The organism is Paraburkholderia sacchari (assembly GCF_000785435.2).
Classification (GTDB): Bacteria; Pseudomonadota; Gammaproteobacteria; order Burkholderiales; family Burkholderiaceae; genus Paraburkholderia; species Paraburkholderia sacchari.
The window spans coordinates 44,895-61,476 of the sequence record NZ_JTDB02000003.1; the positions used below are offsets into that span (position 1 = coordinate 44,895).

Below are 16,582 nucleotides of genomic sequence, written 5' to 3' on the forward strand. Positions count from 1 at the left end.
GGGAGACAGCGCAGCATGCGTTCCGTCATCGCCGATTCCCGGCGTCTGGTAGTGAAAGTCGGTTCGAGCCTGGTCACGAACGATGGTCGTGGGCTCGATCACGCGGCCATTGGCCGCTGGGCCGCGCAGATCGCGGCACTGCGTGCTCAGGGCAAGGAGGTCGTGCTCGTGAGCTCCGGCGCGATTGCTGAAGGCATGCAGCGCCTTGGCTGGACCAAACGACCGCGCGAAATCGACGAGCTGCAGGCCGCGGCCGCGGTCGGCCAGATGGGGCTCGCGCAAGTCTACGAGAGCCGCTTTGCCGAGCATGACATCCGCACTGCGCAGATTCTGCTCACGCATGCCGATCTCGCAGACCGCGAACGCTATCTGAACGCGCGTTCCACGCTGCTCACGCTGCTGCGCCTTGGCGTGGTGCCGATCATCAACGAGAACGACACCGTGGTCACCGACGAAATCAAGTTCGGCGACAACGACACGCTCGGCGCGCTGGTGGCGAACCTGATCGAAGGCGACGCGCTCATCATTCTCACCGACCAGAGCGGCCTTTATACCGCCGATCCGCGCAAGGATCCGTCCGCCACGCTCGTGCAGGAAGCCGACGCGGGCAAGCCGGAGCTCGAGGCGATGGCTGGCGGCGCGGGCTCGAGCATTGGCCGGGGCGGCATGCTCACGAAGATTCTCGCGGCCAAGCGTGCGGCGCATAGTGGCGCGAACACCGTGATCGCAAGCGGGCGCGAGGCCGAAGTGCTGGTGCGGCTGGCCTCGGGCGAGGCGATCGGCACGCAGCTCATCGCGCGCACCGCGCGCATGGCCGCGCGCAAGCAATGGATGGCCGATCACCTGCAGGTTCGCGGCCACGTGGTAATCGACGACGGCGCCGTGCAGAAGCTCAAGGCGGATGGCAAGAGTCTTCTGCCTATCGGCGTGGTCGGCGTGCAGGGCGCTTTCGCACGCGGCGAAGTCATTGCGTGCCTGAACGGCGAGGGCAGGGAGGTCGCACGCGGCCTCACCAACTACAGCAGCGCCGAAACAAAGCTCATCCAGCGGCGCCCGAGCGGCGAAATCGAGAGCATTCTCGGCTACATGCTCGAGCCGGAGCTCATTCATCGAGACAATCTCGTGCTGATCTGAGGGCGCTTGCTCCAGTCAAATGGCTGGGGTGTGCTCGATATGACAAAAAGCCGCAGCGGTCATCGACCGTTGCGGCTTTTTTCTGGCGATTCGGGGCGCCTTTGGTATCAGCGCACGAGCGTCGACTGGGTGCGTCCGTAGCGAATGTTCTCGACGATCGTCGATGCCTTCCCGACTGGCATTTTGTTCGCGCAGAAGTAGTCCTGATAAAGCGCCGAATGATAGGCGTTGAGTGTGCCGTTCTCGATGCGCGACCAGTCGTTCGCCACGGTCTGGTCCCAGCCGTTGTGATCGGCGTCGAGGCTCGCGTAGAGGCGCCACTCGTAGGTATCGCAGCGGATCCCTTCGTAGTTGACGTTGCGCGCGCCAGTCGGGCTCGTGATGACGATGGTGTAGCGCACGACGCCGTCGGTGCCCACGGTGAGCGACGTTGGATCGATCGAGAACTTCAGCGGCGTGTTGTTCGAGACGACGAAGCCGAGAAGCGGCGTATTGGCCTGCGGCAGCGCCGGCAGTCCTTCGAGCTTGTTTTCCTGCCAATTGCCTTTGCGGTCGAGCAGGTAGACGAACGCGCTGTCGTCCTTGTTGGTGGGGCCAGAGCTGCCACAGCCGGCCAGCAGGACGCTGCTTGCGGCCGCGGCGCACGCCGCGGCAAGAGCCAATCGTTTCAAATTGATTTCCTTCGATGCACCGGCGCCGCGCGCAGGAATGCGCAGCGCCGGTGTTGGCGGTACGGGCGTTTGGTGCGACGTCGCGAGCCGGGTCGTTTTACCCGTGCTCGCCCGGCGCAGGCTCGATCATACTCCCCGCCGTGTCGCAATCGCTTTCGAGCGCCGTGTGGCTGGCGACGTCGGCCAGCGACGGCTCGAGTTGCACCGCTTCGGCGTGCGCCGACGTGACGATGCGCGGGTAGCGCACCTCGTGACCATGCATACCGCCACTCCGCGCAGGGCGCGGCATGGCCGGACGCCGCAGGAAGCGCGATAGCTCGGTTAGCGCGAGCTGATACACATCGCGCTTGAACTCGATGACCGCTTCGAGCGGCACCCAGTATTCGTTCCAGCGCCACGCGTCGAACTCGGGATGCTCCGTCGCCCGCAGGCAGATATCGCAATCGCGCCCGACCATGCGCAGCAAAAACCAGATCTGCTTTTGCCCGCGATAATGGCCGCGCACCTCGCGCTTGATGAACTTGTCCGGCACCTCATAACGCAACCAGTCGCGTGTGCGACCGATAATTTTGACGTGCTCCGGATGCAGCCCGGTTTCTTCGTGCAACTCCCGATACATCGCCTGCATGGGGGTTTCACCATATTTGATGCCCCCTTGCGGAAACTGCCAGGAATGTTCGCGTAACCGTTTGCCCCAAAACACTTCGTTTCGTGCGTTCAAGAGGATGATGCCGACGTTCGGGCGAAACCCCTCACGATCCAGCATACAACCACCTTCGAATCCTTTAAAATTGCTTTGATTATAAACAGATAACGGCCCTTCCGCACCCGATGGCCATTCGCGCCCCAGAACATCGGAGCGTTTCGCGAGGCGCGCGCAAACCGCGTTGAACGCAAGCGCGTCCGGTGTCATCGGCGCGGCGCCCGCGGCGTTGTCATAATGTCGGGTCTGTGAACTCCACCGTTGGACTCTTTCGGGCGGCCTATCTTCGGGCCGCCGCCTTTGGAAAAACTCTGAATGAAAGCCTCCCGTTTCTTTATCGGCACCCTGAAGGAAGCGCCGGCTGACGCCGAAATCGTCAGCCACAAGTTGATGGTCCGCGCGGGCATGATCCGCCGCGTTGCGGGCGGCATCTACAACTATCTGCCGATCGGCCTGCGCTCGATCCGCAAGGTCGAGCAGATCGTGCGCGAGGAAATGAACCGCGCCGGCGCAATCGAGCTGCTCATGCCGGCCGTGCAGCCGGCCGAGCTCTGGCAGGAGTCGGGGCGCTGGGAGCAATACGGGCCGGAACTGCTGCGCTTCAAGGACCGCAAGCAAAGCGACTTCGTCATGGGGCCGACGCACGAGGAGGTCGTCACCGACATCGCGCGTGGCCAGATCAAGAGCTATCGCCAGTTGCCGGTGAACTTCTATCAGATCCAGACGAAGTTCCGCGACGAAATCCGTCCCCGTTTCGGCGTGATGCGCGGCCGCGAGTTCATCATGAAGGACGCGTATTCGTTCGATAAGGACGTCGACGGCCTGAAGCTCACGTATCAGAAGATGTACGACGCCTACGTGCGCATCTTCACGCGCCTGGGCCTGCATTTCCGCGCGGTCGCGGCCGACAACGGCTCGATCGGCGGCAGCGGCTCGCACGAATTCCACGTGATCGCGGAGACCGGCGAAGACGACATCGCGTACTGCCCGACCTCGGAGTTCGCGGCCAACGTGGAAGCGGCAGAAGCGCTGCCGCTCATCGCCGAGCGTGCTGCGCCCAAGCAGGCGCTCACCAAAACGCCCACGCCCGGCGCGGCCAAGTGCGAAGCGGTGGCCGAACTGCTCGGCATTCCGCTCGAAAGTACGATCAAGTCGATCGTCCTCGCGACGGAGAACGAGGGTGCCGAGCCCACGATCTGGCTGCTGATGCTGCGTGGCGATCACGACCTGAACGAGATCAAGGCGAGCAAGATCGAAGGCCTTGCCGGTTTCCGCATGGCGACCGAAGCCGAAATCGTCGAGTGGTTCGGCACGCCGCCGGGCTACCTCGGGCCGCTGAACACGAAGAAGCCCGTGAAGGTGATCGCCGACCGCACGGTCGCGAACATGAGCGACTTTGTGGTTGGCACGAATGAAGTGGATTTCCACACCACGGGCGTGAACTGGGGCCGCGATTTGCCGGAGCCGGTCGTCGCCGATATCCGCAACGTGAAGAAGGGCGATCCCTCGCCGGACGGCAAGGGCGTGCTCGACATCTGCCGCGGCATCGAAGTGGGGCATGTGTTCCAGCTCGGCACCAAGTACTCCGACGCAATGGGCGCGACCTGCCTCGCCGAGAACGGCAAGCCCGCGCCCATGCAGATGGGCTGCTACGGCATCGGCATCACGCGTATTCTGGGCGCGGCGATCGAGCAGAACTTCGACGAGAAGGGCATCATCTGGCCGGAATCGATCGCACCGTTCCAGGTCGTCGTGTGCCCGATGGGCATGGACCGCAGCGAGCTCGTGCGCGAGCACGCCGAGCGCGTCTACGACGAGCTGGTGAAGGCCGGCGTGGACGTGATCCTCGACGACCGCGGCGAGCGTCCGGGCGTGATGTTCGCCGACTGGGAGCTGATCGGCGTGCCGCATCGTCTCGTGATTGGCGAGCGTGGCCTGAAGGACGGCAAAATCGAGTACCAGGGCCGCCGCGACACCGAAGCCACGCTGCTGCCGGCCGAAGAGGCCGCGCAGTCGGTAGTGCAGAAGATCCAGGCCGCACTCGCGGTCTGACGCGCCCCGGTCTGACGCGATATCTATAGCCAACTAAGCCAAAGGAGCGTCGCGAACATGGAATACAGCTTCATGTCCGCGACGGTCCTGCTGCTGCTCATTACCGATCCGCTCGGCAACATCCCGCTTTTCATCGGGTGCCTGCATCACGTGGCGCGGGAGCGCCGGGCGATCGTGATCCTGCGCGAAGTGGCGATCGCGTTCGTGATCCTGCTCGTCTTCATGGTGGCCGGCAACGCCTTCCTGAGGATGATGGGGCTCACGGACACGTCGCTGCGCATCGGCGGTGGCATCGTGCTGTTTCTGATCGCGCTGCGCATGATCTTCCCGCATCCGGGCGGGCCGTTCGGCGGCAGCGACAAGGGGGGCGAGCCGCTCATCGTGCCGCTCGCGATTCCCGCGCTCGCGGGGCCTTCGGCGCTCGCCACGGTCATGCTGCTCACCTCGCAGGCGCCGGGCAAGCTGTTCGAGTGGATCGGCGCGTTGGTCGTGACGATGGCGATCTGCGCGATCGTGCTGCTGCTCGCGGAGCGCATCCAGCAATGGCTCGGCGAGCGCGTGGTGACGGCCTTCGAGCGGCTGATGGGCCTCGTGCTCGTGGCGATTTCGGTGGAGATGATCCTCGCGGGGATCAGCACGTTCGTGCATCACCTCTGACGTCGTTGTCCTGGCGTTATCAGCGCCAAAGACAAAAAAAGCAGCCCTCGGGCTGCTTTTTTCATGATGCGGGCCGCAAAGGCTCGCGTCTCAAGCGCCTTCGGTCAGCGCGCGGATGGTCGGCAGATTGCGCCAGTAGCCCTTCGCGTCCATGCCGCAACCAAACACATAGCGGTCCGGCACCGAAAAGCCGCAGTAATCCGGATGCAGCGGCTTGGCCTTCGAGAGGATTTTTTCGCACAGCACAGCCGAGAGAAAACGCTTCGCCCCCATGTCCATGATGCGGTCGCGGATCGCGGCCATGGTCTCGCCCTCGTCGAGGATGTCGTCGAGCACGAGCACGACGCGGTCCTTCACCGACTCGCGCGGCGCCACGCGCCACTGCATTTCCGCGCTGCCCTTGATGGCGTTGCGATAGCGCGTGAGGTGGATGTAGTCGAATTCGAGCGGGAAGTCGAGGTGCGGCAGCAGCATGCCGGTGAACACGGCCGCACCGCCCATCACCGACAGCACGAGCGGGAAGTCCTCGCTGACCTCGGCGCGGATGGCGTCGGCCATCCGGCCGATCGACGCATTGACTTCGCCCTCCGTAACGATTTCTTCGGAGTGGCGGAAAATGTGGAGGGCTTCTTCGCGATTCATGACTGTGGTGAGACGGTGGTTGTTGCTATTGTCCATCAACGCATGCCGGGCATCATGCCCTTCATGCCGCGCATCATCTTTTGCAGATTGCCGCCCTTCAACTTCTTCATCATGGTGCGCATTTGGTCGTACTGATTCAGCAGGCGGTTGACCTCCTGGACCTGCACGCCCGCGCCCGCCGCGATGCGGCGCTTGCGCGTGGCCTTGATGAGCTCGGGCTTGGCGCGCTCGGCGGCCGTCATTGAGTTGATGATGCCTTCCATGCGGCGCATCTGCTTCTCGGCCTGGCCCATGTCGGCGCCCGAGGCGGCCTGCTGGAACTGCGCGGGTAGTTTGTCCATGAGCGACGAGAGGCCGCCCATCTTCTTCATCTGCGAGAGCTGTGCGCGGAAGTCGTTGAGATCGAAGTCGCCGCCTTTCTTGACCTTGTCGGCGAGCTTCTGCGCGGCTTGAACGTCCACGCCGCGCTGCGCTTCCTCGACGAGCGCGAGAATGTCGCCCATGCCGAGGATCCGGTTCGCCATGCGGTCCGGGTGGAACACTTCGAGGCCGTCGAGCTTTTCCGCGACGCCGACGAACTTGATCGGCTTGCCTGTGATGTGGCGCACGGAGAGCGCCGCGCCGCCGCGCGAGTCGCCGTCCAGCTTGGTGAGCACGACGCCGGTGAGCGGCAGGGCGTCGTTGAACGCCTTCGCGGTGTTGACCGCGTCCTGGCCGAGCATGGCGTCGACCACGAACAGCGTTTCAGCGGGCTTGAGCGAAGCGTGCAGCGCGGCGATCTCGTTCATCATCGCCTCGTCGATGCCGAGGCGGCCGGCGGTGTCGACGAGCAGCACGTCGTGATAGTGGCGCTTGGCCCAGTCGACGGCCGCATTGGCGATGTCGACAGGCTTTTGATCGGGCTGCGAGGGGAAGAAGTCGGCGCCGACCTGTTCCGTCACCGTCTTCAACTGCGCGATGGCGGCAGGGCGGTAGACGTCGCAAGAAACGGTGAGGACCTTCTTCTTGTACTTCTCGCGCAGGAGCTTGGCGAGCTTGCCGACCGTGGTGGTTTTACCGGCGCCCTGCAGGCCCGCCATCAGGATGACCGCGGGCGGCGTGACGGCGAGATCGAGCTCGGCGGCCTTGCCTTCGTAGTCGCCGCCGATCACGGCGGTCAGCTCGCGCTGCACCACGCCGACGAGCGCCTGGCCGGGCGAGAGGCTGCCGATCACTTCTTCGCCGAGCGCCTTCTCCTTCACCTTGGCGATGAATTCGCGCACGACGGGCAGCGCCACGTCCGCTTCCAGCAGCGCGAGGCGTACTTCGCGCAGCATTTCCTGCGTGTTGGCCTCGGTCAGCCGGGCCTCGCCGCGCAGCGTCTTGACGACGTGCGCCATCCGTTGAGTGAGATTGTCGAGCATGGGGAGCGGTGAGCAGTGCGGCCCGGCGCACGCGCGAAAAAGCGGGAATCAATGGCGATTCGTCGCGATCCGTCGCGGAGAGGGGGCCTATAGTAAACTTCGAACATGGATATTGTACTGTATGCCCTCACCGTGCTCCTGTACGGCGGTTTGTGTGTTGCCGACTGGCGCGCATTGCGCCGCGCGAGCACCGCGCCGCTCTTCGGCAGCGTGCCGCCGGTTCCGGTGACGGTTGCCGCTGGCGCACCGGCCGTTGCCGGTGCTTCGGGCGTTTCTTCTGGTAGTTCCGTTCGTTCGGGCGGTTTGCACGACGACTCGCCGTGCGCGCGCAGCTTCGGCCCGCTTTCTCGCGCGCTGCTTTTCGTGGCGCTCGCGGCGCATGGCGTGCTGCTGCACATGACGATCTTCCCGGCTCACGAAATGGTGTTCGGCTTCGCGTTCGCGTTGTCGGCCATGTTCTGGCTCGGCGCGGGAATTTACTGGATCGAGAGCTTTTTCTTCGCGCTCGATGGACTGCGTTTGCTGCTGCTGCCGCTGGCCGCCGTGGCCGCGATTCTGCCGCTCGTGTTCGGCGGCGTGCGCGTGCTGCCTTACGCGGCTGCGCCCATGTTCAAGCTGCATTTCGTCATCGCCAATGTCGCCTATGGGCTCTTCGCGATTGCCGCGCTGCACGCGGTGCTGATGCTCGCGGTCGAGCGCCGTTTGCACGCGCTCAAGGGCGCGGGTTTCCAGCGCAACGGCGGCAACCGTTCTGGTAATCGTGTTGGTAACCGCAGCGCCGGATGGCTCTCGAACTGGATCGAGACGCTGCCGCCGCTCCTCACGATGGAGAAACTGCTGTTTCGTCTGATCGGCGCGGGCTTCGTGCTGCTCACGGCCACGCTGGCATCTGGCATCGTGTTCAGCGAGCAACTGTTCGATCGTCCGCTCTCGCTCGATCACAAGACGGTGTTCGCGATTCTCTCGTGGCTGATGTTCGGCTCGCTGCTCACCGCGCGCAAGATTTCCGGCTGGCGAGGCCGCGCCGCGCTGCGCTGGGTGATCGCGTCGTTCGTCGCGCTCTTGCTCGCTTATGTGGGTAGCCGGTTCGTGTTCGAGGTGCTGCTGCACCGTCCCATCGTCTGACGCGAGGCGCGTTGCCTTGCTACTGGCGTACAGATTCACACGCTGATTTCATGAGACAGATTCTTCTTCTTATCCTGCTGTTCATCGTTGGGCAGTGGTTCTTCAAGTCGCTGCGCAACTCGCAGCATTCGCGTCCCGGCGCCGATCCGCGACAGGGCGGGGCGGGCGGTGCGTGGCGCACTGGCAATGGCTCCGGCGCCGCAGGCGGTCCTTTCGGTGCGAATGGCGCGGGCGCTGGCAACACGGCTGGTAATCGCGCTGCCAACGGCGCTGGCAACACCGCCGGCAACGGCGCATTGCCCGAGCCGATGGTCCGCTGCGCCGAGTGCGGCGTGCATGCGCCGCGCAGCGAGTCGGTGAGCGTAGGCGCGCATACCTTCTGCTGCGGCGAGCACGCGCGTGCGTACGACGCGCGCAAGACCCGCCAGGATCGTCCCGCGCGATGAGCGCGACTCCGGCCGGGTTCGCTGTCGATGCGCAGGGCTGGGTTGCCGGCGCGCGCCATCTGCCAACGTCCAACTTCGAGGCGCGTCCTGCTGGTGCGGTCCCCACGCTGATCGTGGTGCACAACATCAGCTTGCCACCCGACACGTTTGGCGGCCCTGAGATCGCCGACCTTTTCCTCAATCGGCTCGATTGCGATGCGCATCCGTACTTCGATGCGCATCTGCGCGGCGTACGTGTCTCCGCGCACTTCGTGATTCATCGCGACGGTAAGCTCGAGCAATTCGTCTCGTGCGCCGAGCGCGCATGGCATGCAGGGCTGTCCAGTTTCTTCGGGCGCGAGCGTTGTAACGACTTCTCGATCGGCATCGAACTCGAGGGCAGCGATACGCGCGCGTTCGAGCCCGCGCAATATGCGACGCTCGCGCCGCTCGTCAGGTCGCTGGCGGCGCACTATCCGATCGACGCGCTGGCAGGACATTCGGATATCGCACCCGGCAGAAAAACTGATCCCGGCCCGCATTTCGACTGGGCCCGCTTGCAGCGCGAGACGCAACTCGCCGATGCCTTCTTCCCCTATATCCATCCGCGCATAGAAGACGACGCACGCGACGCGTCGTCGTGACGCATCGAAGCGCAACTAAACGAAAGTCCTGGCCGAGCGCGAACTGTAGCGGCGCGCAAGGACATTTTGTCGTCTGCAAATTGATGTCTCGCCCGAACGCCCGCGCCGTCTGGGCCAGCGTTTTTGTCAAGGCTTCCGCCAGAAATTTAGCCGTTGACCGTCCGGCAACTTCCACTATACTTCGTACCCGAAGCACGGCCTTACACCATATGTTGTGTTGTTCCGCGGCGCCCCGCTCTGGCGAGCATGGCGCCGCGCGCATTAGCGGCATAGAAAAACTTGTGCAGTGCAGCTACCGGGAAACCGGCAGCACCGGCTGCAATCGAGAAAAAAGGTACAGCCAATGATCGCGGCATCCACGATGAACACCGAAGCAATCCGTGACTCATCTGCCTTGCCGCATCCGGCAGCCTCGCCAGGCTGGCTTTTCTTCTCCGCCCAATCGACCGCGCACACGGGGGCGCGGCGTCCGATTTAACTCGCGAAAACCCTTCGCTCATTTCCAGGACCAGGAGCTTTGCACATGCAAACGACCGATAACGTCTCGACCCAGTACGAAGGCGCGCCTGCTGCGCGCACGCTGGGTGGCCAGCCGCAGGACGGCCAGGCCGGCGCGACGCAGTTCGCCGACCATAAGGTGATCCGCCGTAACGGCAGCGTGGTGGGCTTCGAGCCGTCGAAGATCGCCCTCGCGATGACCAAGGCATTCCTGGCCGTCAATGGCGGGCAGGGCGCGGCTTCGGCGCGCGTTCGCGAACTCGTCGAGCAGCTCACGCAGAACGTCGTGCGCGCGCTCGTGCGCAGCCGCCCGAACGGCGGCACGTTCCACATCGAAGACATCCAGGACCAGGTCGAGCTCGCGCTCATGCGCGGCGGCGAGCACAACGTCGCGCGCGCCTACGTGCTGTATCGCGAGAAGCGCAACCAGGAACGCGCGCACGCGCCGGAAGCGGCAGCAGCAGCGCCTGGCATCAACGTCACCGACAACGGCGTGACGCGTCCGCTCGACATGCACGCACTGCGCGCGCTGATCGTCTCGGCCTGCGAGGGTCTCGGCGATGCTGTGAACGCCGACCCGATCGTCTCGGAAACGGTGAAGAACCTGTACGACGGCGTGCCGATGTCGCAGGTCTACGACTCGGCGATTCTCGCTGCGCGCACGATGATCGAAAAGGATCCGGCGTATAGCCAGGTCACCTCGCGCATTCTGCTGCACACGATCCGTCGCGAAATTCTCGAAGAGGAAGTCACGCAAGCCGACATGGGCTGGCGTTACGCGGAGTACTTCCCGCAGTTCATCAAGCGCGGCGTCGAAGCCGGCCTGCTCGACGACAAGCTCCAGCAGTTCGACCTGAAGCGTCTGGGCGATGCGCTCGACGCGAGCCGCGATCTGCAGTTCGGCTACCTCGGCCTGCAAACGCTGTATGACCGCTACTTCCTGCACGTGCACGGCACGCGCATCGAAATGCCGCAGGCATTCTTCATGCGTGTCGCGATGGGTCTCTCGCTCAACGAGATCGACCGTGAAGCGCGCGCGATCGAGTTCTACAACGTGCTTTCGTCGTTCGACTTCATGTCGTCCACGCCCACGCTGTTCAACTCGGGCACGCACCGCTCGCAGCTTTCGTCGTGCTATCTCACGACGGTTGCCGACGACCTCGACGGCATCTACGAAGCGCTCAAGGACAACGCGCTGCTCTCGAAGTTTGCTGGCGGCCTCGGCAACGACTGGACGCGCGTGCGCGCGCTCGGCTCGCACATCAAGGGCACCAACGGCAAGTCGCAAGGCGTCGTGCCGTTCCTGAAGGTGGTCAACGATACGGCCGTGGCCGTGAACCAGGGCGGCAAGCGCAAGGGCGCGGTGTGCGCGTACCTGGAGTCGTGGCACCTCGACATCGAAGAATTCCTCGAGCTGCGCAAGAACACCGGCGACGACCGCCGCCGCACCCACGACATGAACACGGCGAACTGGATTCCCGACCTGTTCATGAAGCGCGTGATGGAAGGCGGCGAGTGGACACTGTTCTCGCCCTCGACGTGCCCGGACCTGCATGACAAGTTCGGCATCGAGTTCGAGCAGGCTTACACGGCTTACGAAGAGAAGGTCGCGCGCGGCGAGATCAAGCTGTTCAAGAAGATCCCGGCAGCGCAAATGTGGCGCAAGATGCTCGGCATGCTGTTCGAAACGGGCCATCCGTGGATCACGTTCAAGGATCCGTGCAACATCCGTTCGCCGCAGCAGCACGTGGGCGTCGTCCACTCGTCGAACCTGTGCACGGAAATCACGCTGAACACCAGCGACAGCGAAATCGCCGTCTGTAACCTGGGCTCGGTGAACCTCGTCGCGCACATGGTCGAACAGGCCGACGGTACGTTCGCGCTCGACCACGACAAGCTCAAGCGCACCATCAGCGTGGCGATGCGTATGCTCGACAACGTCATCGACATCAACTATTACGCGGTGTCGAAGGCGCGCAACTCGAACCTGAAGCATCGTCCGGTGGGCATGGGCATCATGGGCTTCCAGGACTGCCTGCACGTGCTGCGCACGCCGTTTGCTTCGCAAGAGGCTGTGGAGTTCGCCGACCGCTCGATGGAAGCCGTCTGCTACTACGCTTACTGGGCGTCGACGGAGCTGGCAGCCGAGCGCGGCCGCTACTCGACGTATCGCGGATCGCTGTGGGATCGCGGCATCCTTCCGCAGGACACGCTCAAGCTGCTCGCCGAGCAGCGCGGCGGCTACGTCGAAGTCGACTCGAGCGAGACGATGGACTGGGCCTCGCTGCGCGAGCGCATCGCGACGCACGGCATGCGCAATTCGAACTGCATCGCGATCGCTCCGACCGCGACCATCTCGAACATCATCGGCGTGTCGCCTTGCATCGAGCCGACGTTCCAGAACCTCTACGTGAAGTCGAACCTCTCGGGCGAATTCACGGTGGTGAACGACTACCTCGTGCGCGACCTGAAGGCGCGCGGCCTGTGGGATGAAGTCATGGTCGCCGACCTAAAGTACTTCGACGGCATGCTCTCGCGTATCGACCGCATCCCGGCCGATCTGCGCGCGGTGTACGCAACGGCGTTCGAAGTCGACCCGACGTGGCTCGTCGAAGCCGCATCGCGTCGCCAGAAGTGGATCGACCAGGCGCAGTCGCTGAACATCTTCATGGCGGGCGCATCGGGCAAGAAGCTCGACGAGATCTACAAGCTCGCCTGGATCCGCGGCCTGAAGACCACTTACTACCTGCGCACGATGGCAGCCACGCACGTCGAGAAGTCGACGGTCGCGCACGGCGCGCTCAACGCAGTGCCGACCGGCGGCAACGGTAACGGCGGCAGCGCGGGCGGCGCGGGCTTCGGCGCGGCAGGCGGTGCTGGCAACGGCGCGGGCTCGAGCGTGATGCAGGCGGCGCCGGCAGCAGAGGCCGCGCCCGAAGCGGAAGGTCCGGTGTGCATGATGCGTCCGGGCGATCCCGGCTTCGAAGAGTGCGAAGCTTGCCAATAAAGCGGCAGCGCGCGATGCAACGTCGCGCGTATGCAGCAGGACCGCAAGCACGGCAGCATCAGTAGTAAGTAGTAAACAGTAGGTAGTCGAAGTAACGGTCAGCGCGCGCCATGCGCGCGGACCGCTCTCCTGGCGACGCGCGGCACGCGCGTTGCGAAGCGCGAAGCTGACGCAAACGCAGGATGCAACGAGATGCACATGCGAGAAGCCAGAAGCGCTAACAGGAAGGAATCCTTGGAGTTTCGCGCGCGAGCGAACGGCGCGTGGCGAACCGACCTTCACACACGTTCGCGATGTCGCGAAGACTCACGATCGGCCTCGCAAGGACATGATCGTCGCGACGAACACGCGATGCTTGAGCGCCGTTCATGCGATGCGAACGACACGATGCAATAACAAAGTGTTGTATCGAGGTCGCAACGCGAATCGAAAACAGGATTTTTCGTGTGCGAGCCCTTTTATCGCGCATGAAAAGATGGTACAAACCGATCTAAATTGATGGTGACATTTATGCTCAACTGGGATGACGAGATCACGGCCGTAACTCCGTCGAGCGGTGCGCAGCAAAACGCAATGCGCAACCTCGCGGGAGTGGCTGTCTCTGTTCCGGAAACGCAGCTCAATCTGCATTCCGCTCCTCAGTCCTCTTCGGCGCACAACATCTTCGCCGCCGACTTCGCAGTCGCACCGCCGCCGCAAGCACCGGTCTCGGCAGAGGCCCGCGTGAATGTCGCCGACAAGCGCATCATCAACGGCCAGACCGACGTGAATCAGTTGGTCCCGTTCAAGTACAAGTGGGCCTGGGAGAAGTACCTGTCCGGCTGCGCGAACCACTGGATGCCGCAGGAAATCAACATGTCGCGCGACATCGCCCTGTGGAAGGACCCGAATGGTCTGACCGAGGACGAGCGCCGCATCGTCAAGCGTAACCTCGGCTTTTTCGTCACCGCCGACTCCCTCGCCGCCAACAACATCGTGCTCGGCACCTACCGGCACATCACGGCGCCCGAATGCCGCCAGTTCCTGCTGCGCCAGGCGTTCGAAGAGGCGATCCATACGCACGCCTACCAGTACATCGTCGAGTCGCTGGGTCTGGACGAGAGCGAGATCTTCAACGCGTACCACGAGGTCAAGTCGATCCGCGACAAGGACGAGTTCCTGATCCCGTTCATTCAGACGCTGACTGATCCGTCTTTCAAGACCGGCACGCTCGAAGCGGACCAGACGCTGCTCAGGTCGCTGATCGTGTTCGCCTGCATCATGGAAGGCCTGTTCTTCTACGTCGGCTTCACGCAGATCCTCGCGCTCGGCCGCCAGAACAAGATGACAGGCGCCGCGGAGCAGTATCAGTACATCCTGCGCGACGAGTCGATGCACTGCAACTTCGGCATCGACCTGATCAACCAGATCAAGCTCGAAAACCCGCAGCTGTGGACCCCGGCGTTCCGCGCGGAGATTACCGAACTGTTCAAGCACGCGGTCGACCTCGAGTACCGTTACGCGGAAGACACCATGCCGCGCGGCGTGCTGGGCCTGAACGCGTCGATGTTCAAGAGCTATCTGCGCTTCATCTGCAACCGCCGTTGCCAGCAGATCGGTCTCGATACGCTGTTCCCGAACGAAGAGAACCCGTTCCCGTGGATGAGCGAGATGATCGACTTGAAGAAGGAACGCAACTTCTTCGAGACGCGTGTGATCGAATATCAGACCGGCGGTGCGCTGTCCTGGGAATAACCCGGGCGCACCTGGAGCCAAGTCTTTTGGGGTTGCCGCCAGGCGCCATATGAGCGTCCCGGCCGGCGGATGATTAGGAGCAGGAACGCCTGATGCAAAGCGTGTCCGGGGCCTTGGCGGCTCACCGATATGACAGGCACTTTGCGAACCCTTCAGTGGGATGGGCAAACTTCCCCCCGGAAAAGGGCGTGGGCCTCGCGAGTCGCGCGGCCTGCGCTTTCAACGAACGTTGGTCGGCGTCGGTATTCGACGCCGGATCGATCTGGCGCGCGGTGCCTCGTGGCACGGCGCGCCTTACCGCATTCATTAGCGTAAGCGCGCGGGATCAGCGTACGCCGATGAATAGCCCGCTTCGTAGTGTGCGCCGTGAGAAGCGTTCGCGGGAAGCGGGTTTTGACGAAGGGTGTAGTTTGAACTGACTCTCATCTGAACCTGAAGGAGAAAAAAATGGCAACTGCCAAGAAAAAGCCGGCGGCCAAGAAAGCCGCAGTGAAGAAGGTTGCAGCGAAGAAGGCGGCACCGGCGAAGAAGGCCGCAGCGAAGAAGGTTGCAGCCAAGAAAGTCGCCGTGAAGAAGGTCGTTGCGAAGAAGGCAGCACCGGCGAAGAAGGCCGCAGCGAAGAAGGTTGCAGCCAAGAAAGTAGCGGTGAAGAAGGTCGCAGCGAAGAAGGCAGCACCGGCGAAGAAGGCCGCAGCGAAGAAGGTTGCAGCCAAGAAAGTCGCCGTGAAGAAGGTTGCAGCGAAGAAGGCAGCACCGGCGAAGAAGGCCGCGGTGAAGAAGGTTGCCGCCAAGAAGGCCGCGCCTGCGAAGAAGGCTGCTGCCAAGAAGGCCGCGCCTGCGAAGAAGGCTGCTGCCAAGAAGGCCGCGCCTGCGAAGAAGGCTGCTGCCAAGAAGGCTGCACCTGCGAAGAAGGCTGCTGCGAAGAAGGCTGCCAAGAAGGCGCCTGCGAAGGCCGCTGCTGCCGCGCCTGCTGCCCCTGCTGCGCAACCGGCCGCGCCCGCAGCAACGGTCAAGACTGCCCTGAACCCGGCCGCAGCATGGCCGTTCCCGACCGGCAGCCGTCCGTAAGCAGTACGAGCCGAAGCGCACGAGAGTCAGTCAATACGCGCGCTTCGGTGGCAGGGCCGGGCGCTGTGCCTGCGGATGCATCCGCGCAGACGCAAATGCCGGGCCCGCTCCCAATCCCGTCGCCGGGTTTGTCCGCGACGGGATTTTTTTCGTCCACGTTTGCTCATTCGCCGCGTTAAGGCGTGCTGAGTGCTGGCAACCCCTGCAGGTAACCTGTTGGGAGCGGGCATGAAAAAAGGCGCATGCACAGGGGAGCACATGCGCCTGAGGTTCCGCAGGAAGGCGCAAGGCGCCGCTGCGGTACAGGGGAAACCGGCTAATCAGTGTGTCACGCGCGTGACGCCTCCGCTCGAAACCAGTCGCACCCGCTCGCCAGCCTGAAAGACCTCGCCGGTGGCGGCCTGGGTGATGGCGCGATAGTCGCCGTTGTCGAGAAGCACCGTGATCTCGAGGCCGTTGTGCATCGCCACACCGTTCTCGACGGCGTTGCCGGCCACCGCGCCCGCGATGCCGCCGATGATGCCGGTGATGATCGAGCCCGTGCCGCCGCCAATCTGGCTGCCTGCCACGGCGCCAAGCGCGCCGCCGCCCACTGCGCCAATCCCGCTCGGCTGGCCGTTGTTGGAACTGATCTTCACCGCGCGTACGCTTTCGACCGTGGCCATGCGCACGGTGGCTTCACGTTGCGCCTGCGAGGCGGTGTAGACATCGGCGGAACTACTGTTATAGGCGCAGCCCGTCATGGCGAGCGAGCCCGCGATCATGACGGCGACAATCAGACGACTTGTTGTTTTCATTTCCCGTAACTCCAAAGAGCGC

At 63.6% G+C, this 16,582-nt stretch carries 15 protein-coding genes; 10 read left to right on the forward strand and 5 right to left on the reverse strand.

All coding sequences use genetic code 11. The annotated features are described in order from the left end of the window. Window positions 1-15: 15 nt before the first annotated feature. Window positions 16-1,134 (forward strand): glutamate 5-kinase, encoded by a 1,119-nt coding sequence (gene proB / locus NH14_RS12440; protein ID WP_035533026.1) that lies wholly within the window; start codon window positions 16-18, stop codon window positions 1,132-1,134. A gap of 107 nt (window positions 1,135-1,241) precedes the next feature. On the opposite strand, the gene NH14_RS12445 is transcribed toward proB, so the two are convergent. Then, window positions 1,242-1,805: a CNP1-like family protein gene (locus tag NH14_RS12445; RefSeq protein WP_035532963.1), complete on the reverse strand. Its 564-nt coding sequence runs from the start codon at window positions 1,803-1,805 to the stop codon at window positions 1,242-1,244. Between the two features lie 97 nt (window positions 1,806-1,902). Beyond that, entirely contained in the window at window positions 1,903-2,571 is a 669-nt protein-coding gene (locus NH14_RS12450) for an RNA pyrophosphohydrolase (RefSeq protein WP_035532965.1), read from the reverse strand. A gap of 252 nt (window positions 2,572-2,823) precedes the next feature. Between NH14_RS12450 and NH14_RS12455 the strand changes: the two genes are divergently transcribed. Beyond that, window positions 2,824-4,560 (forward strand): proline--tRNA ligase, encoded by a 1,737-nt coding sequence (locus NH14_RS12455; protein ID WP_035532967.1) that lies wholly within the window; start codon window positions 2,824-2,826, stop codon window positions 4,558-4,560. Between the two features lie 57 nt (window positions 4,561-4,617). Next, window positions 4,618-5,217, forward strand: a complete 600-nt coding sequence (locus tag NH14_RS12460; protein ID WP_035532969.1) for a MarC family protein — start codon at window positions 4,618-4,620, stop codon at window positions 5,215-5,217. A 90-nt stretch (window positions 5,218-5,307) separates the two neighbouring features. Here the strand turns inward: NH14_RS12460 and NH14_RS12465 are convergent, their stop codons facing one another. Both NH14_RS12465 and ffh read right to left on the reverse strand, forming a co-directional pair. After that, window positions 5,308-5,859, reverse strand: a complete 552-nt coding sequence (locus NH14_RS12465; protein ID WP_035533028.1) for a hypoxanthine-guanine phosphoribosyltransferase — start codon at window positions 5,857-5,859, stop codon at window positions 5,308-5,310. Window positions 5,860-5,894: 35 nt separating this feature from the next. After that, on the reverse strand, window positions 5,895-7,262 hold the full coding sequence (gene ffh / locus NH14_RS12470; RefSeq protein ID WP_035532971.1) for a signal recognition particle protein: 1,368 nt from the start codon (window positions 7,260-7,262) through the stop codon (window positions 5,895-5,897). Window positions 7,263-7,367: 105 nt separating this feature from the next. On the opposite strand from ffh, the gene NH14_RS12475 reads away from it, so the two are divergent. From NH14_RS12475 to NH14_RS12505, 7 genes are all read left to right on the forward strand, one after another. Continuing rightward, complete coding sequence (locus NH14_RS12475) at window positions 7,368-8,387, forward strand: cytochrome C assembly family protein (RefSeq protein WP_035532973.1); 1,020 nt, start codon at window positions 7,368-7,370, stop codon at window positions 8,385-8,387. Window positions 8,388-8,437: 50 nt separating this feature from the next. Next, window positions 8,438-8,833, forward strand: a complete 396-nt coding sequence (locus tag NH14_RS12480; protein ID WP_035532975.1) for a PP0621 family protein — start codon at window positions 8,438-8,440, stop codon at window positions 8,831-8,833. Beyond that, a complete protein-coding gene (gene ampD / locus NH14_RS12485) occupies window positions 8,830-9,456 on the forward strand; it encodes a 1,6-anhydro-N-acetylmuramyl-L-alanine amidase AmpD (RefSeq protein ID WP_035532977.1) in 627 nt (208 codons plus the stop codon). Before NH14_RS12480 ends, ampD begins: the two co-directional genes overlap by 4 nt. A 523-nt stretch (window positions 9,457-9,979) precedes the next feature. Next, window positions 9,980-12,961: a ribonucleoside-diphosphate reductase subunit alpha gene (locus NH14_RS12490; RefSeq protein ID WP_035532979.1), complete on the forward strand. Its 2,982-nt coding sequence runs from the start codon at window positions 9,980-9,982 to the stop codon at window positions 12,959-12,961. 510 nt (window positions 12,962-13,471) lie between these two features. Then, the gene (locus NH14_RS12495; protein WP_035533029.1) at window positions 13,472-14,695 is read left to right on the forward strand and encodes a ribonucleotide-diphosphate reductase subunit beta; all 1,224 of its coding nucleotides are present in this window, start codon (window positions 13,472-13,474) and stop codon (window positions 14,693-14,695) included. A gap of 92 nt (window positions 14,696-14,787) precedes the next feature. Beyond that, complete coding sequence (locus NH14_RS33475) at window positions 14,788-15,114, forward strand: hypothetical protein (RefSeq protein WP_084225893.1); 327 nt, start codon at window positions 14,788-14,790, stop codon at window positions 15,112-15,114. Between the two features lie 28 nt (window positions 15,115-15,142). Beyond that, the gene (locus NH14_RS12505; protein WP_035532982.1) at window positions 15,143-15,763 is read left to right on the forward strand and encodes a histone H1-like DNA-binding protein; all 621 of its coding nucleotides are present in this window, start codon (window positions 15,143-15,145) and stop codon (window positions 15,761-15,763) included. A gap of 320 nt (window positions 15,764-16,083) precedes the next feature. On the opposite strand, the gene NH14_RS12510 is transcribed toward NH14_RS12505, so the two are convergent. Further along, complete coding sequence (locus tag NH14_RS12510; protein WP_035532984.1) at window positions 16,084-16,560, reverse strand: outer membrane lipoprotein; 477 nt, start codon at window positions 16,558-16,560, stop codon at window positions 16,084-16,086. Window positions 16,561-16,582 lie beyond the last annotated feature (22 nt).

Bases quoted from the DNA above. Each gene is read 5' to 3' on its own strand.
- proB (WP_035533026.1), top strand. From the start codon at position 16: ATGCGTTCCGTCATCGCCGATTCCCGGCGTCTGGTAGTGAAAGTCGGT.
- NH14_RS12450 (WP_035532965.1), bottom strand. From the start codon at position 2,571: ATGCTGGATCGTGAGGGGTTTCGCCCGAACGTCGGCATCATCCTCTTG.
- NH14_RS12455 (WP_035532967.1), top strand. From the start codon at position 2,824: ATGAAAGCCTCCCGTTTCTTTATCGGCACCCTGAAGGAAGCGCCGGCT.
- NH14_RS12460 (WP_035532969.1), top strand. From the start codon at position 4,618: ATGGAATACAGCTTCATGTCCGCGACGGTCCTGCTGCTGCTCATTACC.
- NH14_RS12465 (WP_035533028.1), bottom strand. From the start codon at position 5,859: ATGAATCGCGAAGAAGCCCTCCACATTTTCCGCCACTCCGAAGAAATC.
- ffh (WP_035532971.1), bottom strand. From the start codon at position 7,262: ATGCTCGACAATCTCACTCAACGGATGGCGCACGTCGTCAAGACGCTG.
- NH14_RS12475 (WP_035532973.1), top strand. From the start codon at position 7,368: ATGGATATTGTACTGTATGCCCTCACCGTGCTCCTGTACGGCGGTTTG.
- NH14_RS12480 (WP_035532975.1), top strand. From the start codon at position 8,438: ATGAGACAGATTCTTCTTCTTATCCTGCTGTTCATCGTTGGGCAGTGG.
- ampD (WP_035532977.1), top strand. From the start codon at position 8,830: ATGAGCGCGACTCCGGCCGGGTTCGCTGTCGATGCGCAGGGCTGGGTT.
- NH14_RS12490 (WP_035532979.1), top strand. From the start codon at position 9,980: ATGCAAACGACCGATAACGTCTCGACCCAGTACGAAGGCGCGCCTGCT.
- NH14_RS12495 (WP_035533029.1), top strand. From the start codon at position 13,472: ATGCTCAACTGGGATGACGAGATCACGGCCGTAACTCCGTCGAGCGGT.
- NH14_RS33475 (WP_084225893.1), top strand. From the start codon at position 14,788: ATGCAAAGCGTGTCCGGGGCCTTGGCGGCTCACCGATATGACAGGCAC.
- NH14_RS12505 (WP_035532982.1), top strand. From the start codon at position 15,143: ATGGCAACTGCCAAGAAAAAGCCGGCGGCCAAGAAAGCCGCAGTGAAG.
- NH14_RS12510 (WP_035532984.1), bottom strand. From the start codon at position 16,560: ATGAAAACAACAAGTCGTCTGATTGTCGCCGTCATGATCGCGGGCTCG.